27 protein-coding genes and 2 tRNA genes are annotated in these 22,710 nt (G+C 61.0%); 15 read left to right on the top strand and 14 right to left on the bottom strand.

Translation table 11 applies throughout. The features are described 5' to 3' along the window. Positions 1–49 precede the first annotated feature (49 nt). Genes CEY11_RS09270 through CEY11_RS09235 form a run of 9 tightly spaced genes read left to right on the top strand, consistent with a single transcriptional unit; the run spans position 50 to position 4,698 of the window. Positions 50–316, top strand: coding sequence for a hypothetical protein (locus CEY11_RS09270; protein ID WP_143322748.1), 267 nt, complete (start codon positions 50–52; stop codon positions 314–316). Continuing rightward, entirely contained in the window at positions 313–750 is a 438-nt protein-coding gene (locus tag CEY11_RS09265; RefSeq protein WP_088603076.1) for a hypothetical protein, read from the top strand. Before CEY11_RS09270 ends, CEY11_RS09265 begins: the two co-directional genes overlap by 4 nt. Then, positions 737–1,588 (top strand): phosphoadenosine phosphosulfate reductase domain-containing protein, encoded by an 852-nt coding sequence (locus CEY11_RS09260; protein WP_158215251.1) that lies wholly within the window; start codon positions 737–739, stop codon positions 1,586–1,588. The genes CEY11_RS09265 and CEY11_RS09260 overlap by 14 nt, the downstream gene beginning before the upstream one ends. Further along, positions 1,585–1,830 (top strand): hypothetical protein, encoded by a 246-nt coding sequence (locus CEY11_RS09255; RefSeq protein WP_088603074.1) that lies wholly within the window; start codon positions 1,585–1,587, stop codon positions 1,828–1,830. The genes CEY11_RS09260 and CEY11_RS09255 overlap by 4 nt, the downstream gene beginning before the upstream one ends. Positions 1,831–1,853: 23 nt before the next feature. Further along, positions 1,854–2,258, top strand: coding sequence for a beta-sandwich lipoprotein (locus CEY11_RS09250; RefSeq protein WP_088603073.1), 405 nt, complete (start codon positions 1,854–1,856; stop codon positions 2,256–2,258). A gap of 2 nt (positions 2,259–2,260) precedes the next feature. Next, on the top strand, positions 2,261–2,551 hold the full coding sequence (locus CEY11_RS25095) for a hypothetical protein (protein WP_143322746.1): 291 nt from the start codon (positions 2,261–2,263) through the stop codon (positions 2,549–2,551). Position 2,552: 1 nt separating this feature from the next. Next, positions 2,553–4,340 carry a dATP/dGTP pyrophosphohydrolase domain-containing protein gene (locus CEY11_RS25535; protein WP_233154808.1) on the top strand — a complete coding sequence of 596 codons (1,788 nt, stop codon included), beginning with the start codon at positions 2,553–2,555 and terminating at the stop codon, positions 4,338–4,340. Next, positions 4,337–4,489: a hypothetical protein gene (locus tag CEY11_RS25365; RefSeq protein WP_158215250.1), complete on the top strand. Its 153-nt coding sequence runs from the start codon at positions 4,337–4,339 to the stop codon at positions 4,487–4,489. Before CEY11_RS25535 ends, CEY11_RS25365 begins: the two co-directional genes overlap by 4 nt. Further along, complete coding sequence (locus CEY11_RS09235) at positions 4,486–4,698, top strand: helix-turn-helix domain-containing protein (protein WP_088603072.1); 213 nt, start codon at positions 4,486–4,488, stop codon at positions 4,696–4,698. Before CEY11_RS25365 ends, CEY11_RS09235 begins: the two co-directional genes overlap by 4 nt. On the opposite strand, the gene CEY11_RS09230 is transcribed toward CEY11_RS09235, so the two are convergent. The 4 genes from CEY11_RS09230 to CEY11_RS09215 all read right to left on the bottom strand — a co-directional run bounded on the left by CEY11_RS09230 (position 4,661) and on the right by CEY11_RS09215 (position 7,568). Further along, a complete protein-coding gene (locus CEY11_RS09230; RefSeq protein ID WP_088603071.1) occupies positions 4,661–5,695 on the bottom strand; it encodes a tyrosine-type recombinase/integrase in 1,035 nt (344 codons plus the stop codon). The two genes, CEY11_RS09235 and CEY11_RS09230, sit on opposite strands and share 38 nt — an antisense overlap. Positions 5,696–5,845: 150 nt before the next feature. Next, a tRNA-Leu gene (locus CEY11_RS09225) sits at positions 5,846–5,930 on the bottom strand. 301 nt (positions 5,931–6,231) lie between these two features. Further along, complete coding sequence (locus CEY11_RS09220; RefSeq protein ID WP_088603070.1) at positions 6,232–6,444, bottom strand: hypothetical protein; 213 nt, start codon at positions 6,442–6,444, stop codon at positions 6,232–6,234. A 239-nt stretch (positions 6,445–6,683) separates the two neighbouring features. Further along, positions 6,684–7,568: a DMT family transporter gene (locus tag CEY11_RS09215; RefSeq protein ID WP_233154807.1), complete on the bottom strand. Its 885-nt coding sequence runs from the start codon at positions 7,566–7,568 to the stop codon at positions 6,684–6,686. A 76-nt stretch (positions 7,569–7,644) separates the two neighbouring features. Here CEY11_RS09215 and htpG point away from each other — a divergent pair, with 76 nt between their 5' ends. Beyond that, positions 7,645–9,555, top strand: coding sequence for a molecular chaperone HtpG (htpG, locus tag CEY11_RS09210; RefSeq protein ID WP_088603068.1), 1,911 nt, complete (start codon positions 7,645–7,647; stop codon positions 9,553–9,555). Between the two features lie 208 nt (positions 9,556–9,763). On the opposite strand, the gene ampD is transcribed toward htpG, so the two are convergent. The 3 genes from ampD to CEY11_RS09195 form a co-directional block, all read right to left on the bottom strand. Continuing rightward, entirely contained in the window at positions 9,764–10,369 is a 606-nt protein-coding gene (gene ampD / locus CEY11_RS09205; RefSeq protein WP_088603067.1) for a 1,6-anhydro-N-acetylmuramyl-L-alanine amidase AmpD, read from the bottom strand. 118 nt (positions 10,370–10,487) lie between these two features. Further along, positions 10,488–10,742 (bottom strand): PP0621 family protein, encoded by a 255-nt coding sequence (locus tag CEY11_RS25360; RefSeq protein ID WP_158215249.1) that lies wholly within the window; start codon positions 10,740–10,742, stop codon positions 10,488–10,490. 1 nt (position 10,743) lies between these two features. Beyond that, positions 10,744–11,586 carry a cytochrome C assembly family protein gene (locus tag CEY11_RS09195; protein WP_088603066.1) on the bottom strand — a complete coding sequence of 281 codons (843 nt, stop codon included), beginning with the start codon at positions 11,584–11,586 and terminating at the stop codon, positions 10,744–10,746. Positions 11,587–11,694: 108 nt separating this feature from the next. Here CEY11_RS09195 and ffh point away from each other — a divergent pair, with 108 nt between their 5' ends. Continuing rightward, entirely contained in the window at positions 11,695–13,113 is a 1,419-nt protein-coding gene (gene ffh, locus CEY11_RS09190) for a signal recognition particle protein (protein WP_088603065.1), read from the top strand. Positions 13,114–13,180: 67 nt separating this feature from the next. On the opposite strand, the gene pip is transcribed toward ffh, so the two are convergent. The 3 genes from pip to CEY11_RS09175 are packed head-to-tail and all read right to left on the bottom strand — an operon-like array spanning position 13,181 to position 15,944. Further along, on the bottom strand, positions 13,181–14,116 hold the full coding sequence (gene pip, locus CEY11_RS09185; protein ID WP_088603064.1) for a prolyl aminopeptidase: 936 nt from the start codon (positions 14,114–14,116) through the stop codon (positions 13,181–13,183). Positions 14,117–14,141: 25 nt separating this feature from the next. Next, positions 14,142–14,945, bottom strand: a complete 804-nt coding sequence (gene trmB / locus CEY11_RS09180; RefSeq protein ID WP_088603063.1) for a tRNA (guanosine(46)-N7)-methyltransferase TrmB — start codon at positions 14,943–14,945, stop codon at positions 14,142–14,144. Positions 14,946–14,990: 45 nt separating this feature from the next. After that, positions 14,991–15,944: a LysR family transcriptional regulator gene (locus CEY11_RS09175; RefSeq protein ID WP_158215248.1), complete on the bottom strand. Its 954-nt coding sequence runs from the start codon at positions 15,942–15,944 to the stop codon at positions 14,991–14,993. A gap of 121 nt (positions 15,945–16,065) precedes the next feature. On the opposite strand from CEY11_RS09175, the gene CEY11_RS09170 reads away from it, so the two are divergent. The 3 genes from CEY11_RS09170 (at position 16,066) to CEY11_RS09160 (ending at position 18,829) form a co-directional block, all read left to right on the top strand. Then, positions 16,066–17,040: a Bug family tripartite tricarboxylate transporter substrate binding protein gene (locus CEY11_RS09170; protein ID WP_088603061.1), complete on the top strand. Its 975-nt coding sequence runs from the start codon at positions 16,066–16,068 to the stop codon at positions 17,038–17,040. Position 17,041: 1 nt separating this feature from the next. Next, positions 17,042–18,622, top strand: coding sequence for a sulfatase family protein (locus tag CEY11_RS09165; RefSeq protein WP_088603060.1), 1,581 nt, complete (start codon positions 17,042–17,044; stop codon positions 18,620–18,622). Positions 18,623–18,758: 136 nt separating this feature from the next. Beyond that, positions 18,759–18,829: transfer RNA gene (locus tag CEY11_RS09160), tRNA-Gly, on the top strand. Between the two features lie 498 nt (positions 18,830–19,327). On the opposite strand, the gene CEY11_RS26150 is transcribed toward CEY11_RS09160, so the two are convergent. From CEY11_RS26150 to CEY11_RS09150, 3 genes are read right to left on the bottom strand one after another with little or no spacing between them, the layout of a single operon-like run. Further along, positions 19,328–19,819 (bottom strand): HipA domain-containing protein, encoded by a 492-nt coding sequence (locus tag CEY11_RS26150; RefSeq protein WP_456297771.1) that lies wholly within the window; start codon positions 19,817–19,819, stop codon positions 19,328–19,330. Beyond that, entirely contained in the window at positions 19,800–20,315 is a 516-nt protein-coding gene (locus CEY11_RS26145) for a HipA N-terminal domain-containing protein (protein ID WP_456297770.1), read from the bottom strand. Before CEY11_RS26145 ends, CEY11_RS26150 begins: the two co-directional genes overlap by 20 nt. Next, positions 20,312–20,482 carry a DNA-binding protein gene (locus CEY11_RS09150; protein WP_233154806.1) on the bottom strand — a complete coding sequence of 57 codons (171 nt, stop codon included), beginning with the start codon at positions 20,480–20,482 and terminating at the stop codon, positions 20,312–20,314. Before CEY11_RS09150 ends, CEY11_RS26145 begins: the two co-directional genes overlap by 4 nt. Before the next feature lie 138 nt (positions 20,483–20,620). Between CEY11_RS09150 and CEY11_RS09145 the strand changes: the two genes are divergently transcribed. Beyond that, positions 20,621–21,586: a LysR family transcriptional regulator gene (locus CEY11_RS09145; protein ID WP_088603058.1), complete on the top strand. Its 966-nt coding sequence runs from the start codon at positions 20,621–20,623 to the stop codon at positions 21,584–21,586. A 138-nt stretch (positions 21,587–21,724) separates the two neighbouring features. Here the strand turns inward: CEY11_RS09145 and CEY11_RS09140 are convergent, their stop codons facing one another. Continuing rightward, positions 21,725–22,708, bottom strand: a complete 984-nt coding sequence (locus CEY11_RS09140; RefSeq protein ID WP_088603057.1) for a Bug family tripartite tricarboxylate transporter substrate binding protein — start codon at positions 22,706–22,708, stop codon at positions 21,725–21,727. Between the last annotated feature and the right edge of the window lie 2 nt (positions 22,709–22,710).

Here is a 22,710-nt window from a genome sequence, read left to right as displayed (position 1 = left end):
GCGAGCCGTGCTGTTTCGGGGAAGCGGAGACCGCCGAGGGAAATTGGTGATGAGTGACTTGATGTTTCACGCCGTCATCCAAATGCCCTATGAAATGGCAATGCGCGATGAATTATCGCGGCGTCAGTTCTATGCGCGTGCCCAAAACCTGGTGGCCGAGCGCGACAGGTTGCGGGAAGCACTGCGCTGGACAGCCGCCGCTTTTCAGGCAGTCGCCAATGAAGCGGATGAATTCCGAATCGATGCCGTCAAGCGCACCGCGCGGGAGATTCTCGATCTGGCGGATGCTGCGCTCGCACAGGAGCAAGAGAAATGACCATTGACACAAAGCGTCTGCGCGAATTGCTGGCCAAGGCGACGCCCGGGCCGTGGCACACGAAGACAGAGTGCCCCGGCCGCTGCTGCTGGCATGTATTCCGCGATCTTCCTCTCTATGGCGGAGAACCCGACGACGCCGGAAATCAGGACGAACCAATCGTCATGAATGAATGCAGCGAGGACGATGCAGCGCTGATGGCGGAGGCTCGCAATCAACTTCCTGCCATCCTCGACGAACTCGACGTAGGGGCAGCGCAGATAGCGCAGTTGCGGGAATCATTACGTAAGGCCGAGCAACTCACCCAAGTCTGCGGGGACTGGAACCTGGATGAAGTCGAAATCGATGGCGAGATGATCGACATTCTTGATCTTCGTGATGAATTTCGGGCTGCACTCGCACAGGAACAGGGAGAGAGCAATGGCTCTTCATAGGCCGTCTCCGGAGGAGATTGTGGGCCGCGCGATAGAGCAGTATCAGCCGATAGCAATCTATGTCGGCTTCTCCGGCGGCAATGATAGTCGGGCCATCACTCACTGGATGATGAATAATGTGCCAGGATGTCAACCGTTCCACGCGAACACCGGCATCGGCATCGAGGCGACCCGCCAATATGTTCGGGACACATGTCAGCAATACGGCTGGTCTCTGAACGAAATCCGCGCACTGGAAGATTGCGGCCAGGACTATGACGATCTGTGCCGGCGCTTCGGTTTCCCGGGGCCAGACGGCCATCGAATGATGTACCAACGACTCAAAGAACGCTGCGTCTACCAGCTGGTGAAACGCGCGAAAGCCGGACACCCACGCAATGCAAAGGTCTTGATCGCTACCGGCATCCGGCATGACGAAAGCCTCATCCGCATGGGCTACGCTGGACGCGAAATCAATAAAGTTCGCGCCCAAGTCTGGATCAATCCGATCTATTGGTGGCCGAAGGCTCAACGTGACGAATACAACGCGGCCAGCGGCATACCCGAAAACCCGGTTGCTGCGCGGCTCGGCATGAGCGGCGAGTGCGGCTGCGGCGCATATTCTCACCCGGGCGAGTTGGAGCGCTGGCGTGTCGTGGATCCGACTTTCGGACAGCGTATCGACCGGCTGCAGGCCGAGGTGTTGGCACGAGGTTTCACATGGTCATGGGAGGGTCGACCTCCGGCGGGCGGTCACAACCCGAATCAAGGAAATCTCTTCCACCCACTTTGTGTCGGCTGTGAGAAATCGGCGATTGTGCAGGCGGAATTGCGCGAATTGGAACAGGAGCAATCATGACAACCAAGAGTGATGGCGGCCCGGCGTTCCCGGTATGGGAATTGAACGGCGATGGCCAACCGGAAATGACATGCTTCGGTATCAGCGTGCGCGATTACTTCGCGGCTAAGGCCATGCAGGGCTGGCTGTCCAGCTACGGGCCCGACGATCAGCATCCCGCCAACAATGGGAGCTGTGATTTTGTTGCGGCTCAAGCCTACGCCATGGCTGATGCCATGCTCGCCGAGAGGAACAAATCATGACTGACAACAGTAAAGGAAAGACCATGAAGCGAGTATTCGCCACGGCAACGCTCGCCATTACCGCCGCCATTACCGCCGCCCTGCTGGCTGGCTGCAATGATGCTGATGTGGCCTCCAGCAATCTATCGAAAGCTGCTGATAATTTCGAAATCAACCGCCGTATTGTGTTTTATAACGGAATCACGGGCGGCTACATCCTCACTATCGAGGGCCTATGCTCGCTCGGCAATACCGACAAACCTAAGCAATTGTCGGTTACATGCAAAGTCGGCCCTGGTCAATATAAAAAACACTTCCTCGGGCTCTCAGATAACGTGACGTATTTTGCCGAGCAAATCGATCCAGCGCCGGCGAACGTATACCGCTACCGTGTCATCTTCAAACCTTCGGTCATCGTGCCCGACCTCGATCTCAAGGCGGGGTTTTGATCATGACCAATGAAACCTGCCCCACCGTTCAAGCCTGGGAAGATGCAGGCTCACCACATCCATATGCGACGTTCCGCGCTGGGTATGAGGCGGCCAATATGCCTTCGGATGCAGATACGGCTCGCGACATGATCTGGCAATTGCGTGCTGCGCTGATTTACCAAAAGCTTACCAAAATTCCTTGGGCACAAGCATTGGATTGCGCTAGCGCGCTTCTTGAATCGGGCTGTCGGAAGGACGGCATCAGGGCTGTCGATGCGGTGCGTGAAGACCTTACCTATTGGACAGAATGACATGAATGACGACATCAAACTGCCGCCGCTGCCGGGCGGCGACTACTCAAACCTCTCGGATCATTTGCCTATTGTGTGGGGACGGGCAAAGCTCGAAGCGTTCGCCCGCGCTGCCGTCGAACTTGATCGGCAGCAGCGCGGGGAGGCTGTAGTTTTCAACTTCGCGGATCACCTACAACGTCAACGTGAATGGTCTGAACGAACGTTTGGCCCTGGCGCTCGCGCCGCCGGAGTCGTTGACCATATCCGCAAAGAGTTACGCGAAATTGAGGCTGACCCCGGGGATTTGCGCGAATGGGTCGACGTGATCATCCTCGCCCTCGATGGCGCATGGCGATCCGGCGCTTCTCCCGAGCAGATTATCGAGACCATTGTCGCCAAGCAATCGAAGAACGAGGGCCGCGCATGGCCCGACTGGCGCACGATGGATCCGAATAAGGCAATTGAGCACGACCGCAGTCAGGATACTGTCCCACAACCCGCCGAGCCAGTAGTCAACCAATCGTTGACAGGTAATGAGCCAGCGGGATTCGAGGTATGGGCTGATGATCAGGGATTTCCTCTGCAACGAACGGTTCGAGGGGACGATTATCAAGATCTACGTACACAAGGAGCATGGGACAGTTGGCAAGCCCGTGCAGCATTCGCCAAACCATTAAACATACTTAAGAAAATGCATTCTGACTCACACGAGATTCCCAAGGAATACAAGGATAGTATTGAAGCTACTGTAGGTTACGTAGATGGATGGAATCACTGCCGTGAAACTATACAATCCTTGCAGGTCGCCGAGCCGGTGAAGGATGAGCCGAGCGACGGTCACGATCGTATGCTGCGCGAGATCTTGGCGTACTTTAAGGCGTGGCAGCCTGGGGCGTACATGGGAAGTTTCCGGGCCGGTGACGCTGCTGCGGCTATCAGTGATGTTTTGGGCCGACACCAAGGCGCACAGCCTCCGCGCGATGCATCGGTGACGCTTTCTGGTGCGCAGCTACTGGATGCGCTGGATTTTGTCGCCCCAGACCGAATCACAGACCCCGAACAGTTGGAATCGGAGGCCACAATTCAGCATGGCGACGGCCACTCCGGCAGAGGCTATTACTGTGCGTTCGCCGACTATCCGGAAGAGGGTTCTATCTTTTTGGATGGCACGTTCGGGGCCGCACAGCCCGTTCTTGAAGGTGCCCCCACCCCACCAGCAGACGGGCACTTCGACACCCAAGCCATTCGCGATGTGGCGCTGGAGGAAGCGGCGCGACAATGCGAGGACATCTACAGTTGGCGAGGCGCATATTCGGCCGGCGTGATGAGTACAAACACACTGGACACCTGTGCCGCTGCAATCCGTGCCTTGAAATCGCGGCCAGCGTGCCAGACCTGCGGCGGTAGCGGCTGGATTGGTGGGCCGAGCTACTACCAGCCGGACGAAGGCGGCGAACCGTGCCCTGACTGCGCCCAGGGTCGGGAGGGCGCAGAACAGATGGTGCCCTACGCCAGCGCAAAACATTGGCATGACCTCTACCGCGCCGAATGCCGCAAGCGCCAGGACGATGCGGCAGGATATGGCAGCCAGATTCAAGACTTTGAGGCAGATGCGGAGCGGTTAGACGCATTTGATCGGATGGCGCGCGAAGACAACGAATGCCTGCCAATGATCGATAACGGAAATTGGGTGGTGGCCAGGCTTGAAAACGGGGTCGGCGGATTCGGTGGCGGCGTTGCTTATGACCGATACCCGAGCTTCCGCGCCGCCATCGATGCCGCCCGCGCGGCGAAGGAGCGGACATGAGCGAAGTTAAACCCGACAACAAGCCCGATCCCCTCCGCGCCGTATACGAGCGCTGCGCCCAGATCGCCGAGAGCTATCCGTTTTCGCCATGTATTGGGGCGGCCATTGCGGAGTGCATCAGAGAAGAGTCGAAGAAGGAACCGAAATGAACGAAGCCGAACAAATCGCTCGCCGGGCCGTCCAGATCTACGTGGAATCGCACCCGCGTCCGCTGCATGTCACGATGACCCAGGCCGCCGAAATCTTGGGCTTGAGCCGCCAGACAGTGGCCAAGATGGTGCGCGCCGGCCAGATGCGGCTCGACCGCTGCGGGCGCATTCCTATTGAGCAGGTCGACGCGATGCTGCAGCCGGTTTAGCGATACGGGCCGCGATCTGCTCCGGCGTCTCCCGGTAGTAGGTTTCGAGCAGCAATTTCACGTCCCGGATGCCGCTGATCTTCGAGAGCGTCAGCACATCCACTTCGCGTGCCAGGCGTGTCAGCGCTTCGGCGCGCGAGTCATGGAAATGCAGGTTCTGGATCATCAATGAGTCGCGGGCGCGACGAAAGAGGGTGTCCAGGCTCGCGCTATCGACGGTGAAGCATTGCTCCCGATGCTGCACCACGCGCAGCAGCCGCAGAGCGCGGCGTGGCAACGGGATCACCCTGGGCCGCTTGGTCACGTATTGCATCTTATGTTTGACCCGTGCCACGCCGGTTTTCATCGAGAGGGTATCGCTGCCCAGTCGCAGGATTTCGGCAGCCCGCATGCAGGAGCGCATGCCTACGAGCCACGCAAGGGCCACTTCCTGCTGCTTTGTGCGCGGCTCCTGGCCCGAGACGTACCCCAAGGCGCGCAGAATAGGGCGCACTTCCTTCCACGGATGGATGCGGCGGTCGCGTGGCGGCCCATCTGGCGGCAAGTCCAGGCCGTCGAACGGCTTGTGCTCCATCCACTTCCATTCCTTGCGAGCCTTGGTGAAGACGTTGCGGATCAGGTTGACGTCGCGGTTGACGCTGGCCGGTTGCACCTTTTCCAGGCGGGCATCACGCCATTCGGCTAGGTGTGGGGTGTCGAACTCGGCAAGCGTCAAGGCGGCCAGGCGCGGGAAGTCGCGCACGAAGGCATTCAGGCGCAGCGCCTCGTGGCGGGCGCCTTCCTTGTGGCACGATACCTCGTCCCTATATTTCTCGAAGGCTTCGCGGATCGTGTGCAGTTCGGCCGGCGTCTTGGCGGCGCGTTCGAGCAGCTCGGTTTCGCGGGCCGACCCCCAGGCTTTGGCTTCTCGATGGGTGCGCAACACCTGAGAATCACGCTGGCCTCTCACGCAGACCTCGACGCGGTAGCCGTTCTTGTGCGGCCTGATGGATGCCATGCGTAACCCCTTGCGTAATTTATGCGGACGAGACCGCACAAAGTTTATCGCAGAAGGGGCATTTATGCCTGTATGGATATCCAGTATGGGTTTTCCAAGGCATTGATTTAAATCAGATAGGTATTTACGTTATCTGACGTTAAATTGCATTGGTGCCCGGGGCCGGAATCGAACCGGCACGCCTTGCGGCGGGGGATTTTGAGTCCCCTGCGTCTACCAATTTCACCACCCGGGCTTAGGGGGATCGACCCGGGCGGGAAATGCCGGGGCGTGGAAGAGAGACGCAATTATACGATACCGGGGCGCGCTTCCCGAATGTGCCGATTTCTCGCACGATTCGCGCCAAATCGGCCCCGGTCTCCCTTTCTGTTTCCACCATACCGGCATCAAGTGGTCTGCAGGCACTTAGAGTAATCCTCCCTGTGCCCGACACCTCCGCGCCACATATTTTCCTGTCCGATGGCCGCAGATCCAACGCAATTCGCCTGCATTGCGGCAGACGGCGACCTGGCTGGCTTTTACAGGCAGCCTTACTCTTACTCTTCCGTATCGGCCAGCGTAGTAATAGCTTGCGCCCAATGGACAAACTTGAGGTTGGCCAGATCTCTGACGGTTTTCACGTTGAAGGCGGCTTTCAGGTGTTCCGCGTCACCTTCGGACACGCCTTGCAAGGCCGATACCGGGGCATCTGCGATTTCCTTCAACGGCTTCGATTCGTAGGCCTTCATGACGGCTTTGTTGATGTTCATGCGTTGATCTCCTGTTATTGGGCGTAGGTGGAAAGGAACCGGGATGGCCGCGGGTTCCGGCGATATGGCGGCACGGCCGCAAAACCTGGGCCGGGACGTTAGTACCGAGGCTAGCCTAGAAGGCATAAAGAATGAAGCCAAGAATTGCAAAGGAACCATAGGCGCGCAGGGCTAGGATCCCCACGGAGGACGCCCGCAAGCGGGCCTATCGGCTCGAATCGCCTGTCGCCCCGGGCCGTCTATTTCTTTTTCCTCCAGGCTCCGATCAGGCCCGCGGCCACGATCAGCGCTGCGCCCGCGTAGCTGACGCCGTCCGGCAGTTCGTTCCACACCAGCCAGCCGAAGAAAGTGGCCCATAGCAGGCCGGAGTAGTCGAAGGGCGCGACGACCGAGGCGGGAGCCAGGCGGAAGGCCTGGGAAATCAGGCTGATGCCGGCGCTGCTGAAGATGCCGATGGCGAACATGACGAGCCAGTCGGCGCCGGCGACCGGGTGCCAGATCCAGGGCTGAGGCAGGGCGCTGAAGAGCACCTGGGGCAGCACGGAATAGAACATCAGGGCGGCGAAGCTGTGGGAAGGGTGGATGCGCCGGGCGCTGACCATCATGGCGGCGTAGGTCAGGGCGGTGAAGAGCGGGTAGAGGGATGCGGCTTGGAAGGCGCCGCTGCCGGGGCGTACGATGACCAGCACGCCGGCAAAGCCCAGGGCCACGGCCAGCAGGCGCCAGGCGTCCAGCCGTTCTTTGTAGACGGCGGCCGACAGCAGTACGACGAAGACGGGGGCGGCGTAGGCGATGGCGGTAATTTCGGCCAGGGGCAGCTCGGCCAGGCCGCGGTAGAAGGCGCAAGCGCCGATCACATTCAGGAAGCCGCGCAAGGCGTGCAGGCCGGCTTGGCGGGTGCGCAGGGCGGGCCGGCCGCCCAGGGCCAAGGCCAGGCCGGTGACCAGGGGCAGGGCGATCAGGGCGCGCAGGAACAGCACTTGCAGGGCCGGGTAGCGGCCGTCCAGGACTTTGACCGAGGCGTCGCTCAGGCTCAGCGTCAGGATGCCGGCCAGCATGCAGCAGATGCCGGCGTTGGCGCTGGGCCGTATGGCGCCCCTTGAAGTTCGGGCTATCGCCTCCATATATTTTTCCAATCGGCCCGGCTGCTCGGGCCAGCAAGGTTTCTCGTCAACAAATTTTTCATTGATTCAATAAGTTATGAGCGACTCCGATACTACCGTGCACGGCGCCGAAACGCTGGGTTTCCAGGCCGAGGTCAAGCAACTGCTGCACCTGATGATCCATTCCTTGTACAGCAACAAGGAAATTTTCCTGCGCGAGCTGGTCTCGAATGCGTCGGACGCCTGCGACAAGCTGCGTTTCGAGGCCATCGACAAGCCCGAGCTGATGCAGGGCGATACGGAACTGCGCATCCGGATCGAGTACGACAAGGAGCTGCGTACCGTGACGATATCCGATAACGGCATCGGCATGTCGCGCGACGACGCCATCGCCAACCTGGGCACGATCGCGCGCTCGGGCACGCGGGAATTCTTCTCGCAACTGACGGGCGACCAGCAGAAGGACGCCCAGCTCATCGGCCAGTTCGGGGTGGGCTTTTATTCTTCGTTCATCGTGGCGCAGAAGGTATCGGTGCTTAGCCGCCGCGCGGGCCTGCCGGAAACCGAGGCGATTCTGTGGGAATCGGACGGCCAGGGCGAGTTTTCGATTACCCCGGTGGAAAAGGCCGACCGCGGCACGGCGGTCACGCTGTACCTGCGCGAGGGCGAGGACGAATTCCTGAATGGCTGGAAGCTGCGCGAGGTGCTGCGCCGCTATTCCGACCATATTTCGCTGCCTATCCAGATGCTGAAGGAAGAGTGGGACAGCGAGAAGTCCGAGCAGGTCAAGAAGAATGAATGGGAAACGGTGAACCAGGCCAATGCGCTGTGGACGCGCGCCAAGGCCGACATCACCGACGAGCAGTACAAAGAATTCTACAAGCACGTCGCGCACGACTATGACGACCCCTTGGCCTGGACGCACAACCGGGTAGAAGGCCGCAGCGAATACACGCAGCTGTTGTACGTTCCGAAGCATGCGCCCATGGATCTGTGGGATCGCGACGCGCGGCGCGGGGTCAAGCTGTATGTGCGGCGCGTGTTCATCATGGACGACGCCGAACAATTGCTGCCCGCCTATTTGCGCTTCGTGCGCGGCGTGATCGATTCGGCCGACCTGCCGCTGAATGTGTCGCGCGAACTGCTGCAGGAAAGCCGCGACGTGAAGGTGATCCGCGAGGGGTCGACGAAGCGTGTGCTGTCGCTGCTGGAAGACCTGGCCGAGAACAAGGCCGAAGACTATGCGGAATTCTGGAAGCAGTTCGGGCTGGTGATCAAGGAAGGCGTGGGCGAAGACCATGCCAACAAAGACCGCATCGCCAAGCTGTTGCGTTTTGCCTCGACGCAGGCCGAGGGTTCGGCGCAGACGGTGTCGCTGGCCGACTATGTGGGCCGCGTGAAGGAAGGCCAGGACAAGATTTATTACGTCAGTGCCGATACGTTCGCGGCGGCCAGCAATAGCCCGCACCTGGAGATCTTCCGCAAGAAGGGCCTGGAAGTGCTGCTGCTGTCGGATCGCGTCGATGAATGGATGCTGTCGCACCTGCGCGAATTCGAGGGCAAGCAGCTGGTGTCGATCGCCAAGGGCGGCCTGGATCTGGACAAGCTGGCCGACGAGGAAGAAAAGAAGCATCAGTCGGAAGTGGCCGAGACCTTCAAGCCGCTGGTGGAACGTCTGAAGACGGCGCTGGGCGAAAAGGTGAAGGACGTGCGCGTCACCGTGCGCCTGGTGGATTCGCCCGCCTGCGTGGTGGTCGACGAGCACGAGCTCAGCCCGCATCTGATGCGCATGCTGCAGGCGGCCGGCCAGGAAACGCCGCAGGTCAAGCCAATACTGGAAATCAACCCCGAGCACGCACTGGTGACGCGGGTGCAGGGCGCTCCGGAGGCGGATTTCGGCGACTGGGCGCAGCTGCTGCTGGATCAGGCCATGCTGGCCGAAGGGGCGCAACTGGCCGATCCGGCGGGCTTCGTGAAGCGGATGAACCGATTGATACTCAACGCTTGAGGGCTGGTGGGCGGCCGCAGGCCGCCGTCAGCGAGGCCTGGCGGCTATTGGCGGGCGGATGGCGCGGGTTCTTCGGCGATCTGCAGCGCGGGCTCGCCGCTGATGTTTTACGTCTGCCTTGAACGGCGCCCCGGGGCCTGTATAAGCGCTGGGGCGCCGTTGACTTTCCGGCGCAGCTTTACAGCTGCTTTTCCCCAGCTCGCCTGCCTCAGCCGGCCCCGGGCGGCATCTGCCGCCGCGGCCAGCCGTTCTCCCGGCCGTAGCGCGCCCAGTCGAAGCAGGGCCCCGGGTCGGTCTTGCGGCCGAGGGCGATGTGTTCGTGCCCCCATGCCGCGCGCAGCGGGTGGCGCGTGCGCAGCGCCCTGGTCAGCGCGGCCAGGGTTGCGTACTGGGCTTCGGCGTATGGCTCGAAGTCCGTGCCTTCCAGCTCTATGCCCACGGAAAAATCATTGCAGCGCTCGCGCCCCTCGAATGCCGAGACACCGGCGTGCCAGGCGCGGCGCGTGCTGGCAACGAACTGGATCACGCCGCCGTCGCGGCGCACGAAGAAGTGCGCCGAGACTCGCAGCCCGCGCAGGCGCGGCAGCCAGGGGTGGGAGTCGTAGTCCAGGCGATTGAGGAACAGATCCTCGACTTCGGATCCGCCGAAGACACCGGGCGGCAGGCTGATATTGTGCAAAACCAGCAGGTACGGGTCGACGCTGCCCGGCCGGGCGTCCTGGTTGGGGGACGGCGCCAGGCGCACCCCGGGGCCCGGGCGCAGCCAGCCGTGGCGATCCAGTGCAAGAGGGCGGGTATCGCCTGCCGCTGCCATTACCGTTGCTCTGGCTGTCGCTTTGGCCGCAGTAGCCAAAGTCGTGGCTGGAGGTGAACGGCAGCCGGATCGGCGCTCCGGACTGGAACTTCGACCGTGCCGGCCCGCGGCTGCGTATTCACTTGCGCACGCCCAGCTTGGCGTGCTCGGTGCTGCACCAGGTTTTGCCCTGCACCAGCACGGCTTCCGAGCGCGGCAGGTGGATGCCGCAATGGGCGCAGCGCACCATGGTTTCCGGCGCCTGCACCGGCGGCATGGGGCGCGGCGGGGCCTGGCGCGGCCGCGACTGCTGGCGGGCATTGTTCTGCGACATGATGCGCGCCAGCAGCATGCCGCCCAGAATCAGCAGTACCCAGATCAGAACCTTGCCCACTTCAACCCCGCTGCAGTATGACTTCGAGCACGAACCGGCTGCCCGTGTAGGCCAGCAGCAGGAAGACGAAACCCACCAGCGTCCAGCGCAGGGCGATGCGGCCGCGCCAGCCGCGCGCGTAGCGGCCGACCAGCAGCCCGCCGAAGGTGACCCACGACAGCAGGGTGAAGACGGTCTTGTGATCCAGGGGGAAGGGGCGGCCGGTCAGGGCCATGGACACCATGGCGCCGGATCCCACGGCCAGGGTCAGGACGATGAAGCCTATCCAGATCAGACGGAACAGCAGGTGTTCCTGCACCAGCAGGGGCGGCATGGAGTCGAAGGCGCGGCTGATGATGCCGCGGCTGGCTTCTTGTTCGACTGGGCGGTGCAGGTGGCGGTCGAGCGCGGTCATGAGAACGGCGTGCAGGGCGGCGACGGTGATCATGCCGTAGGCGGTCAGCGCGATCAGCAGGTGCACCCGCAGCCAGTCGTTGTGGGCGTGGGCCACCACATAGCCCTGCGGGAAGGCGGCCGCCACGATCGTGACCAGGGTGACCGCCGGCAGCAGGATCAGCAGCAGGCCGTCGATGCGCAGGATCAGGCTTTCCAGCCAGAATATGATCATGCCCACCCAGATTGCCGCCGACAGGCCCAGGGCCCAGCTTAGGCGCAGGCCGTTGTCGGTGAGGATGGCCTGGTGCAGCGCGATGCCATGCAGAATAATGGCGCTGAGCAGGCAGATGCGCCCGACTTTGCCGGCGTGCGGCTGTTCGCCGTCGCGGGTCAGCGGTCGCCAAAGAGAAACGGCCAGCACGGCGTAGGCCAGCGCGGCCAGCAAGTGAAATACAATGCCTGCAGACATAGTCCCTGATATATGGTTGGGCCGGCAGGGGCATGATGCCCCCGCTGCACCGTATTTTAGTTCGGTGCAGCCCGGAACCGACTAGTTTAAGCGAAACCATTCTTATTTATGCTAGACAATCTTACTCAGCGCCTGTCGCGCGTCGTCAAGACCATGCGTGGCCAGGCGCGCCTGACCGAAGCCAATACCCAGGACATGCTGCGCGAGGTGCGCATGGCCCTGCTCGAGGCCGACGTGGCCTTGCCCGTGGTGCGCGATTTCGTTGCCCGGGTCAGGGAACGCGCGCTGGGCCAGGACGTGGTGGGCAGCCTCAACCCGGGCCAGGCCCTGGTGGGTGTGGTGCACAAGGAATTGACGGCCCTGATGGGCGGCGACCAGAGCGCCGAGGCCGGCGAGCTTTCCCTGGCCGCCCAGCCGCCCGCCGTGATCCTGATGGCCGGTCTGCAGGGCGCCGGCAAGACCACCACCACCGGCAAGCTGGCCAAGTGGCTCAGCGAGGGCGGCCATGTGCAGCACGGCCGCAAGACGGGCAAGAAGAAGGTGCTGGTGGTCAGCGCCGACGTCTATCGCCCGGCGGCCATCGAGCAGCTGCGCACCGTGGCGGCGCAGGTGCATGTGGATTTCCTGCCTTCCGACACCACGCAAAAGCCCGAGGACATCGCGCGCGCCGCGCTCGACCACGCCAAGCGCCATCACTACGAGGTGCTGATCGTCGACACGGCCGGCCGCCTGGGGGTGGACGAGGCCATGATGCGCGAGATCCGCGCCCTGTACGACCTGCTCGACCCGGTTGAAACCCTGTTCGTGGTCGACGCCATGCAGGGCCAGGACGCGGTGAATGTGGCCAAGGCCTTCGCCGACGCGCTGCCCCTGACGGGCGTGGTGCTGACCAAGCTGGACGGCGATGCGCGCGGCGGCGCGGCCCTGTCGGTGCGCCACGTTACCGGCAAGCCGCTGAAGTTCGTCGGCATATCGGAAAAGCTCGACGGACTGGAACCCTTCCACCCCGAGCGCATGGCGCAGCGCGTGCTGGGCATGGGCGACATCGTCTCGCTGGTCGAGCAGGCGCAGAAGAACGTCGACATTGCCGAGGCGCAGAAGCTGGCGGCCAAGCTCAAGTCGGGTAATCGCTTCGATCTGAACGATTTCCGCGAACAGCTGCAGCAGGTCAAGAAAATGGGCGACATGGGCTCGCTGTTGGAAAAGCTGCCGGCCCAGTTCGCGCAGGCCGCGAATCAGCTGCAGGGCGGCCAGGCTGAAAAACAATTGCGCCGCACGGAAGGCATCCTGAATTCCATGACCCCGGCCGAGCGTGCCAAGCCCGAACTGCTCAAGGCCTCGCGCAAGCGCCGCATTGCCGCCGGCTCCGGCGTGCCGGTGCAGGAAGTCAATCGCCTGCTGGCCCAGTTCGAGCAGATGCAGGGCATGATGAAGCAAATGAAGAAGGGCGGCATGGCCAAGATGATGCGTGCCATGGGCGGCATGCGCGGCATGGGCAAGGGCGGCTTCGGGGGCTTCCGGCCCTAACGGTCATGGCGGGCGCCGCCTCCCCCGAGAATGAAAGGGGCTTCTTTCACATTAAGGCCGGGCCTTTTTACCCGGCGTATTTGTCGGTGGCCGCCAGCAGCAGCTGCAGGGTGCCCGGCTCGTCGAAGGCGTGCCCGGCGTCGGGCACCACGTGGAATTCGGCCTGCGGCCAGGCCTGATGCAGATCCCAGGCGGTGCGCATGGGCGTGCAGGCGTCGTAGCGGCCCTGGATGATGGTGCCCGGTATGGCGTGCAGCCGGTGTGCCTCGGCCAGCAGCTGGCCTTCTTCCATGAAGCCGCGGTTCACGAAATAGTGGTTCTCGATGCGGGCGAAAGCCAGCGCCGAGGAGTCGTCGGCATGGCCCTGCGCATGCCGCGCGCTGGGCCGCAGCGTGATCGTGCGGCTTTCCCATTGCGTCCAGGCATGCGCGGCGCGCAGCTGTGCTTCGCGGTCGGATCCGGTCAGGCGCTTGTGGTAAGCGGTGACCAGGTCGTCGCGCTCTTCGGGTGGGATCGGCGCCAGGTATTGTTCCCATAAGTCTGGAAACAGCCACGAAGCGCCTTCCTGGTAGAACCAGCGTATCTCTTTTTGGCGCAAGGCGAAGATGCCGCGCAGTACCAGCTCGCTGACGTGCTCGGGGTGCTTTTGCGCATAGGCCAGCGCCAGGGTCGAGCCCCAAGATCCGCCAAACACCAGGATCTGTTCGGTTTCCAGCACTTCCGCGCGTAGCCGTTCGATGTCGGCCACCAGATGCCAGGTGGTGTTGTGCTCCAGGCTGGCATGCGGCCGCGAGCGCCCGCAGCCGCGCTGGTCGAACAGCAGCACTTTGTAGCGCTGCGGGTCGAACAGGCGCCGGTGTACCGGCGCGCAGCCGCTGCCCGGGCCGCCATGCAGGAATACCGCCGCCTTGCCCTGCGGATTGCCGCAAAGCTCCCAATAGACTTGATGGCCGTCGCCGGTGTTTAGGTAGCCCTGGCGGTAGGCTTGTATGGCGGGGTACATGGCGCCTCTGTTTTCCTGTGTTCGTTCAGCTTTTTCGTGTAAAGATCAGATCCCATACCCCGTGGCCCAGCCGCAGCCCGCGCGTTTCGAACTTGGTCTGCGGCCGGTATTCCGGGCGCGGCGCATAGCCCTCGCAGGTGTTGCACAGGCTGGGCTCGGCGCCCAGCACCTCCAGCATCTGCTGCGCATAGTTTTCCCAATCGGTGGCGCAGTGGATATAGCCGCCCGGCGCCAGGCGGCTGGCCAGCAGCTCGACGAATGGCGGCTGCACCAGGCGCCGCTTGTGGTGCCGCGCCTTGGGCCACGGGTCGGGGAAGTAAATGTGTACGCCCGCCAGCGATTGCGGCGCCAGCATGTCGCGCACTACCTCTACCGCATCGTGCTGCACGATGCGGAGGTTCTGCAGGCCCGAGGCCTCGATGCGCTTGAGCAGTGCGCCGACTCCCGAATTGAAGACCTCCACGCCCAGGAAATTGTCGCCCGGGCGTGTGGTGGCGATGGCTTCCGTGGTCTCGCCCATGCCGAAGCCGATCTCCAGTATGGTCGGCGCGTTGCGGCCGAAAGTCCGTTGCAGATCCAGCGGCACGGTGCGGTAGGGCAGGGCCCACAGCGGCATCAGCCTGTCCAGCGCTTCTTTCTGCCCGGGCGTGATGTGGCTGCGGCGGTGGACGAAGCTGCGGATATGCGCAGGCTTGGGAACGGTGTCGGCGCCAGAGGGAGCCGTGGAGTCGGCCGTGGAATGGGCCGTGCCTGCTGGATCGGTGGCTGTGGGCCCGGGAATGGGGCCGCCGGGGGCGGCCGGAATATCGGTATGCGTGTTCGTGCTCATAGGCGGAATTGTAGTGACTGCCGGCCAGGTCTGCGCGGGCGTGGGTCAGCCCGGCGACGTTTCGGTGGCGGGGAACAATTCCCGCAATGCCGCCAGCGCCAAGGCCAGCGGTTGCGACACCGAGCTTTCCTTGCGGGTCATGACCTGTACGTTCCCGAAATTGATGCGCGTGTCTATGGGCAGGATGCAGAGGCCGCCTTGTTTTTGGAAATGCTCGGCGATGACTCGCGGCAGCGCGGCGATCCAGGGGTATTGGTTGATCAGGGTGATATTGGTCAGGACGGCATTGGACTGGATGTGCCTGGCCGGCCGCTCGACGCCCAGCCGGGCGAACATCTCGTCCATGCGGTCGCTAAGCACCGAATTCTGCACCGGCAGTATCCACATCGAGCCCATGATCTCGGCCAGGGCGGGGGTCGGGAGGGCGCCCAGCGGGTTCTGTACGCCGCAGACCAGTGCGATCGGGTCTTCATAAAGAAACCTGCCTTCGATCTGGCTGGAATCGATGCGGCTGGTAGTGCGGCCTATGACGCAGTCCAGCTGGCGCTCGAGCAGGCTGGCCAGCAGGTCGTGCAGCAGCCCTTCATGCACGCTGATTTCCAGGTTGCCGGCCCTGGAAAGCAGCGCGGTGATCAGCCTGGGCGTGATGTGTATGGAGGCCGAAGGCAGGATGCCGATGCGCAGCTGCTGCTGGCCGCGCTGGCGCAGCGCCTCGAGTTCCGCGCCGAAGCGGCGGGCCGCGCCGTCCATGTTGCGGGCGTGGGCGATGGCGGCGTGGCCCAGCTCGGTGGCTTGTGTGCCCGAGCCCGTGCGTTCGAACAGCGCGTAGCCGAACAGGGATTCCAGCTGGGCCAGCGATTTGGATGCGGCCGGCTGGCTCATGTGCAGCGCTTCGGCCGCCTGGCCCAAATGGCGCGTCCGATCCAGGGTAAGCAGCAGGTCGATGTGCCGTTGCTTCAGGTGTATGGGCCGAGGGCTGCGTGGGGCTGGATTCGCCATGGCTCGCTCTATCATTCCTTTATGGTTATGTAATTCATAATTTAATTCATTATATGTTATCTTTCTTTTAGGGCAGACTGTCGCTTGTTGAAGGCCATTGCGCCTATGCAAGGAGACACGTATGAAAAAATCGCTCGCCGTACTGGCCCTGTTCGGCCTGGGTATCGCCGCCTGTGCGCCGGCCGTGGCATCGAAGCCTTATCCCAATGGCCCCATCTCCATCGTCGTGCCCTTTGCGCCCGGCGGCGCCACGGACACCACCGCCCGCCTGCTGGCCAAGGAACTGGCGCGTGACACTGGCTACAACTTCATCGTCGAGAACAAGGCCGGGGCCGGCGGCGGCATTGCTGCCAGCTATGTCGCCCGTGCGCGGCCCGATGGCCAGACGCTGCTGTTCGGCACGACCAGCACCAACGGCATCAACACCTATATCTATCCGAAGCTGCCCTACGACGCCGTCAAAAGCTTTGCGCCGGTCGGCTTCGTCGCCGAAAACGTCGTGGTGCTGCTGGGCAATGCCTCGTTTCCCGCCAACAACCTGACAGAAACCGTGGAACTCCTGCGCAAGAATCCGGGCAAGTACGCCTATGCGTCGCCCGGGGTGGGAACGGTGCACAACCTGGCGATGGAGCTTCTGAAACATAGCCTGGGCCTGGATGTGAGGCACATTCCCTACAAGGGCGCGGGCCCGGCCATGGTCGACCTGGTTTCGGGTACGGTGCCGCTGATGATGGGCGGCATTGCCCCGGCCTTGCCATTCGTCAAGTCGGGCAAGATCAAGGTGCTCGGGGTGGCCAACGACCGCCACTTCAATGACCTGCCGGCGGGCATCCAGTATTTTTCGGATGTCGCGCCCAAGGATGCGGTCAGTTCCTGGATGGGCCTGCTGGCGCCGGCCGGCACCCCGGCCGATCGCATCGAGGTGCTGAGCGCCGCCCTGAAGAAGGCGCTGGCGTCCAAGACCCTGCAGCAGACGCTGGAACAGCAAGGCATGCACGCGGCATACATGACGCCGCAGCAGTTCGGCACCTTGATCACCCAGGGCATGTCGTTCTGGAAGTCCGCCGCGCAGGTTGCCGGCATCGAAAACCATTGATATGCGAAATCGAGTGAATTTCCTGCTGATCATCACCGATCAGCAGCGCGCGGATCACTTGGGCTGTTATGGCAACAAGCAGGTACAGACCCCCAACCTGGATCGCCTGGCAAGCCGCGGCTGGCGCTGCGGCAATATGCATGTGGCCACGCCCATCTGCATGCCCAACCGCGCCAGCATGCTGACCGGGCGCTATCCGTCTGCCCACGGCGCGCGCCACAACGGCATTCCCTTGTCGCTGCGCTCCATGACCTTCGTCGAAACCCTGCGCCAAGCCGGCTACCGCACCGCCCTGGTCGGCAAGGCGCACCTGCAGAACATGACGGACATTCCGCCCAGTTGGCCCGTCAAGAGCGAAGACCGCCTGGCGCTAGAGGCGCGCCTGCCCGAAGCAGGCAATTATGACCAGGAAAAGCGCCGGATCTGGCTGCAGCGCGACGACTACGACCTGGAATATCCCTATTACGGATTCGAGCAGGCGCGGCTGGTGGACGACCACAGCGACGATGTGCATGGCCATTACCGTTATTGGCTGCGCAACGAGCATCCGGGCATAGAGGCGCTGATCGGGCCGCAGGCGGCGCTGCCCGCCCCGTCGTACGAACTCACCAAGATACGCCAGGCCTGGCGCACCCGCGTGCCCGAGGAACTTTATCCCACTGCCTACATCGGCGAGCAGACGATCCGCCGCCTGCAGGAATACGCTCAGTCGGACGAGCCCTTCTTCATCCAGTGCTCTTTTCCCGACCCGCACCATCCCTTCACGCCGCCCGGCAAGTATTGGGATATGTATGCCCCTGAAGACATAGACCTGCTGGCCTCGTTCCATGCCACAGGCAATGCGCCGCCGCATGTGCAGTGGCTGTGGAACCAGCGCGACGCCGGCACGGCCATCCGGCATACCCCGGCGATTTTCGCCTGCAACGAGCGCGAGGCGCGCGAGGCGATCGCACTGAACTACGGCTCGATCTCCAACATTGATCACCAGGTGGGGCGCATACTCGGCGCACTGCAAGACCATGGCCTGGCGGACAATACCGTAGTCGTGTTCACTAGCGACCATGGCGATTACCTGGGCGATCACCAACTGCTGTTGAAGGGGCCCATACATTATCGGGGGCTGACGCGCGTGCCCTTTATCTGGGCCGACCCGTCCAGTGGCCAAGGCAGCGCCAGCGACGCCGCGCTGGCCAGCACCATCGACATCGCACCCACCATCCTGGAGCGCGCCGGCGTTGCGCCGTTCAACGGCATCCAGGGCAGCAGCCTGCTGCCGCTGGCGACGGGCCGCAAGACGGCCCTGCGCGACGCCCTGATGCTGGAAGAAGAGGGGCAGCGCGTGATCCTGGGTTTCGACACACGGATCCGCTGCCGCACGCTGCTCATGGACAACCATCGCCTTACGGTCTACGACGGGGCAGCCTGGGGCGAGCTGTACGACCTGGAAGCGGATCCTCACGAAACCCGCAACCTATGGGAAGACCCGGCCAGCCGCCGGGTGCGGGCCAGGATGTTCGAGCGGCTGTCCTATGCGATGCTGCAGAACATAGACGTGTCTCCTTATCCCACGGCCTTGGCCTGAGCTGTGCTGGGCCGGGGCGAGATTTGAAGCGCCGCTTGCCGTGGGCCTGCTTGCCATGGGCCGTGCACGCTTGCGGCGGCAGGCGCTATAATCTGCGCTCCCGCGATGGCTCGCCCACCACGCGGCCCATCCCGATGCGGGTGTAGCTCAATGGCAGAGCAGAAGCTTCCCAAGCTTACGACGAGGGTTCGATTCCCTTCACCCGCTCATTCCAAGGACGGCCAAGGAAAGCCATGGACGTCCACTGAGTGATCAACTTTTTGATCTAAAAGGGGAATTCCCTTCTGATGGGTGTCCACTGACATCCAGGGAAATCCACCTACAACCACTCCAAATAAGTACATTTTTCAGTCCACTAATAGTGGTGGGCTGGTATGCCGCATTGTTGCTGTAGGAGTGCCGCTGGAGCGGCCGTCATAATTCATCTCCCGTTTAATCTGGGATTTGGAATTGAAGCATGGCGCGGACTGATTTGCATGTTCGTAACGCAAAGGCAACGGGGAAAGTGCACACCCTGACCTTTACAGGTGCTGCTGCTTTTCTAAAGCGGACACACAGCACTTGCGGGTCTGTTGATCGCGTGCGTTTGAAGATCTGTCGAAAACCAGTTTGGAGGTGATAGTCCACTCTTTCGGCCAACTAATTGCCTAGATTCGGCGCCCAAGGTGTACAGGATCGGAGCCGGAGGATAAGAGGACGACTCTTTTACCCATAGAGCAGCGCGGCGGTTGCCTCCATCTGTCCATGCTCGAAAGCTGCTGCGAAGTCATCTAATTCGTATGGGCATAGCCCCACCTCAGTGTCAAGAGCGACCTTTCGCCGATTCACTACTGCAACATAGACTTCGGCCATGACTGTTTGGGCCTGTTTTTGACCCAATGAGAAGTAAGCTGCCCGAGCCAGCAGCATATGAACGTCGGTGATCGGGCCATCCTTCTCGGACAGCCATGACTTGGATTCACGCTCTTTGTCCGGAAACGGATTGATGTCGAATGCAGGCACAAGACGCCACAGGCCATGCTCCACATGCAAGCAACCATGATTCTGCAGGTGATCATCAACGTTGGTAATCAGCAGGTTTAACACCAAGCGGCGCCAGAGTTGGCGTAAGTCCTGAGTAGGTGGGTATCCGTAGGTACGGATGGCGTCTGCAATTTTCGTGTAGCTGCGATCTTCCTCACGCGAGGCTTGCAGCAATGGCGCCGCGGCTGGCTCGGTAGATGTGTTCGAGCTCTATCAACGGTGGGGTAGTGCGTCGACCCTCTGGTACCGTTCTATGCCAGGTTCCATTCGGATCGCGCAGGCGCAGTGCGCCAACGCGGCTGAAGTCATCGACCGCTAGCAGATGATCTAACTCCGTCAGGGGCCGCAGTTTCGGGTCGGTGCGGCGACGCTTGGCGTGGTCGCGGGCGAGGACGCAACGGCCCCAGGCGTCGGGGGCCGTATCGGCTATTACGCCATGGAATACGGAGTCGTGGGGCGAGGCCGCCTTGTGTGGTTGGTGGCCAGGCATCAGTTGCAGGTCGGCTGATACGTTGAACCGTTCAGGGTTGGTCAGCCAAGTCTCGTCATAGGCGAAAACGCAGTTCTGGCCTCGGCCTTGCTGGACGTACACGAGCGAGCCGAGCGGCAGGCCAGCCTTGCCGATGCATACCTGGGCTTGTTGGCGGGTGAGCGCGGCGACTGCCGTCACAACGCTCCCGAAGAGCCGCCGGACTTGCTGCGCACGCGCTTGGGCAAGTGCTCGTCCATCAGCGTCAGTCCGATTTCGTCGTTCGGCGTATCCAGCAGATGTTCAAGCGCCTGAACCTGACCGAAGACATGCAGCACACGGGCAAAGAAGTGGATAGAGATGTGCATGTCACCTTTCTCCATACGGCGATTCGAGTAGGCTGCTTGTGCACCGGTTAGAGTGTTCATCCTTTTGCTGCGGGAATACTATATGCTACCCAATCAGTAATGATTTGACTTGTCACGTTGGCAATATAGGTGGACTCAATGGATTTCAAGCAACTACGTGCGCTTATTACAGTAGCGGAAACGGGAAATGTATCGAAGGCCGCCAAGATTCTTAATGTTGTTCAGCCTGCAGTTTCAAAGCAGATCAAGCAGCTAGAGGACGAATTGGGAGTAAGCCTGTTTTTTCGAGATAAACGGGGAATGGAGTTGACTTATGAGGGAAAGATTCTTGAGGAACATGCTCACCGGATAATGGATGAAATTAAAGTGGCTAGGGAAAAAATAAGCGCAACATCTGAAATGGCCATCGGAACAGTTACTGTCGGATTGCTGGCGAGTGTGAGTGACGTATTGTCGAGTATTTTGATCGGCAGTCTCGAGAGGCTATACCCTCGAATCGAAGTAAGAATTGTAATGGGGCACGCAGAGCACATATTGAGTTGGTTGGAGAGAGGGGATTTGGAAATTGCGCTGCTATATGCTGATGCGGCGGTTGCTGAGATGGAAATTTCAAAAATAATTGAGGAGAATCTATATTTGATCGGGGCAGTGGATTGCGGTTTGAGCGTGGAGACGCCTGTGGCGTTTTCTGACGCCATGGCTCTCCCGCTGATATTTGCCAATGCGAAGTATGGAATCAGATATTTGGTGGATCAAGCTGCAAAGCGCGTCGGAGTACGGCCTAGAGTCGTGTTGGAAACGAGTGCGCTCAGTGTTCAGAAGCGTTTGATTCTTGAAGGCTACGGGCACACGATCCTGCCGTGGGTGGCAGTCGCGGACGACGTGAAAAACGGCCGACTTGCGGCGGCTCCCATCGTTATGCCTACGTTGACGCGGCAGCTCGGCCTCGGTGTTATGTCCTCAAGGCTGCAATCGAAGGCCACCCAGTGCGTCTTGGCCGAGATGCTTCTTTGTATAAAGCGAATAGTCCATACGGGTGAGTGGCCAGAGGCTAGATGGTTAGGTGCTCGTGAGGCAGAGGCTATCGGCGTGACTTACAGTTGAACTCATTTTATTTTATATCTCATGCGCACCCTGTGTCGGCGCGCATGAGATATATGACGGTGGTGTGTTCATAAAATGGACAGGCCCGCTACCTGTTTGAGCTGTTTACTGGGCGATAGATGCCTGCGTGGGTAGCCCTCACTCAAGCTTCAAGTTCTCGCGCTGTGCGAGATCTTTCAAGTTGCTTATTTCTTTGCGGACAAACACTTGGGTTTTGGCTGTATTTAAATCGGAGATTCTGCAGCCGAGGTCTGTAAGGGTTTTCGCTATCGATGTATCCCGGACAATTTCCGAAAACGCAGCTGAAAGCTTATTGATAATAGGCGCCGGAGTGCCGGTTGGTACGAATATTGCATGCCATTCGTTGGAAACAAATCCGGGAACTGCGCTTTCACTTACCGTGGGAACGTCAGGAAGCACGGCCAGCCGTTCGGTATCTCCTACTGCCAAAGCTCGTAAAGCTCCGCTTCTGATATACGGAAGGGGGGCGCTGGCAGTAATGAACATCAAAGGAATTCGTCCGCTTAGAACGTCGACCAGGGCCTGCCCGCCTCCGGAGTATGTCACCTGTTGAATTTTTGTGCCTGCGAGTCGATTGAATAATAGTCCAGCTAGATATTGCCCCGATCCAACGCCGGAAGAGGCCATGTCTATATTGTTATGAGGAGCCTTTCCTTGAGAAATTACATCGTTTATAGATTTGAAATTGGATTTGGAGCTTGACACTAGAATATTAGGGACAGTCAGCAAAGCCGATATGGGTGTGAGGTCTTTGATTGGGTCGAAACCCAGATTGGATCGTAATACTGCGTTCTGTGTGTAGTTGGATGCGTCCAGCAAAATGGTGTATCCGTCAGGCTTGGATCGCGCTACATAAGATTCAGCAATAGCTCCGCTTGCGCCCCCTTTGTTCAGCACAACGACTCCTTCGCCCAAAATTTTCCCGAGCTGAGGGGCAATCACACGCGCGACAGCGTCCAAAGTGCCTCCGGCCGGATATGACACTACGAGTGTTACTGCCCGGTTTGGATAGTCCTGAGCCCATGTTGCCGAAGCAAATCCGAAGAAAGCAATCGACGCCGCTACGAGTTTCGATTTGATGAATTTGGTCTTTTTGATCATGC

Source organism: Candidimonas nitroreducens (assembly GCF_002209565.1).
Classification (GTDB): domain Bacteria; phylum Pseudomonadota; class Gammaproteobacteria; order Burkholderiales; family Burkholderiaceae_B; genus Candidimonas; species Candidimonas nitroreducens.
The sequence above is the reverse complement of the archived record's forward strand: the minus strand, read 5'-3'. Positions and strand labels throughout refer to the sequence as shown.

Excerpts from the sequence above, each read along its gene's own strand:
- CEY11_RS09270 (WP_143322748.1), top strand. The coding sequence starts at position 50 with ATGAGTGACTTGATGTTTCACGCCGTCATCCAAATGCCCTATGAAATG.
- CEY11_RS09265 (WP_088603076.1), top strand. The coding sequence starts at position 313 with ATGACCATTGACACAAAGCGTCTGCGCGAATTGCTGGCCAAGGCGACG.
- CEY11_RS09260 (WP_158215251.1), top strand. The coding sequence starts at position 737 with ATGGCTCTTCATAGGCCGTCTCCGGAGGAGATTGTGGGCCGCGCGATA.
- CEY11_RS09255 (WP_088603074.1), top strand. The coding sequence starts at position 1,585 with ATGACAACCAAGAGTGATGGCGGCCCGGCGTTCCCGGTATGGGAATTG.
- CEY11_RS09250 (WP_088603073.1), top strand. The coding sequence starts at position 1,854 with ATGAAGCGAGTATTCGCCACGGCAACGCTCGCCATTACCGCCGCCATT.
- CEY11_RS25095 (WP_143322746.1), top strand. The coding sequence starts at position 2,261 with ATGACCAATGAAACCTGCCCCACCGTTCAAGCCTGGGAAGATGCAGGC.
- CEY11_RS25535 (WP_233154808.1), top strand. The coding sequence starts at position 2,553 with ATGAATGACGACATCAAACTGCCGCCGCTGCCGGGCGGCGACTACTCA.
- CEY11_RS25365 (WP_158215250.1), top strand. The coding sequence starts at position 4,337 with ATGAGCGAAGTTAAACCCGACAACAAGCCCGATCCCCTCCGCGCCGTA.
- CEY11_RS09235 (WP_088603072.1), top strand. The coding sequence starts at position 4,486 with ATGAACGAAGCCGAACAAATCGCTCGCCGGGCCGTCCAGATCTACGTG.
- CEY11_RS09230 (WP_088603071.1), bottom strand. The coding sequence starts at position 5,695 with ATGGCATCCATCAGGCCGCACAAGAACGGCTACCGCGTCGAGGTCTGC.
- CEY11_RS09220 (WP_088603070.1), bottom strand. The coding sequence starts at position 6,444 with ATGAACATCAACAAAGCCGTCATGAAGGCCTACGAATCGAAGCCGTTG.
- CEY11_RS09215 (WP_233154807.1), bottom strand. The coding sequence starts at position 7,568 with ATGGAGGCGATAGCCCGAACTTCAAGGGGCGCCATACGGCCCAGCGCC.
- htpG (WP_088603068.1), top strand. The coding sequence starts at position 7,645 with ATGAGCGACTCCGATACTACCGTGCACGGCGCCGAAACGCTGGGTTTC.
- ampD (WP_088603067.1), bottom strand. The coding sequence starts at position 10,369 with ATGGCAGCGGCAGGCGATACCCGCCCTCTTGCACTGGATCGCCACGGC.
- CEY11_RS09195 (WP_088603066.1), bottom strand. The coding sequence starts at position 11,586 with ATGTCTGCAGGCATTGTATTTCACTTGCTGGCCGCGCTGGCCTACGCC.
- ffh (WP_088603065.1), top strand. The coding sequence starts at position 11,695 with ATGCTAGACAATCTTACTCAGCGCCTGTCGCGCGTCGTCAAGACCATG.
- pip (WP_088603064.1), bottom strand. The coding sequence starts at position 14,116 with ATGTACCCCGCCATACAAGCCTACCGCCAGGGCTACCTAAACACCGGC.
- trmB (WP_088603063.1), bottom strand. The coding sequence starts at position 14,945 with ATGAGCACGAACACGCATACCGATATTCCGGCCGCCCCCGGCGGCCCC.
- CEY11_RS09175 (WP_158215248.1), bottom strand. The coding sequence starts at position 15,944 with ATGGCGAATCCAGCCCCACGCAGCCCTCGGCCCATACACCTGAAGCAA.
- CEY11_RS09170 (WP_088603061.1), top strand. The coding sequence starts at position 16,066 with ATGAAAAAATCGCTCGCCGTACTGGCCCTGTTCGGCCTGGGTATCGCC.
- CEY11_RS09165 (WP_088603060.1), top strand. The coding sequence starts at position 17,042 with ATGCGAAATCGAGTGAATTTCCTGCTGATCATCACCGATCAGCAGCGC.
- CEY11_RS09150 (WP_233154806.1), bottom strand. The coding sequence starts at position 20,482 with ATGCACATCTCTATCCACTTCTTTGCCCGTGTGCTGCATGTCTTCGGT.
- CEY11_RS09145 (WP_088603058.1), top strand. The coding sequence starts at position 20,621 with ATGGATTTCAAGCAACTACGTGCGCTTATTACAGTAGCGGAAACGGGA.
- CEY11_RS09140 (WP_088603057.1), bottom strand. The coding sequence starts at position 22,708 with ATGATCAAAAAGACCAAATTCATCAAATCGAAACTCGTAGCGGCGTCG.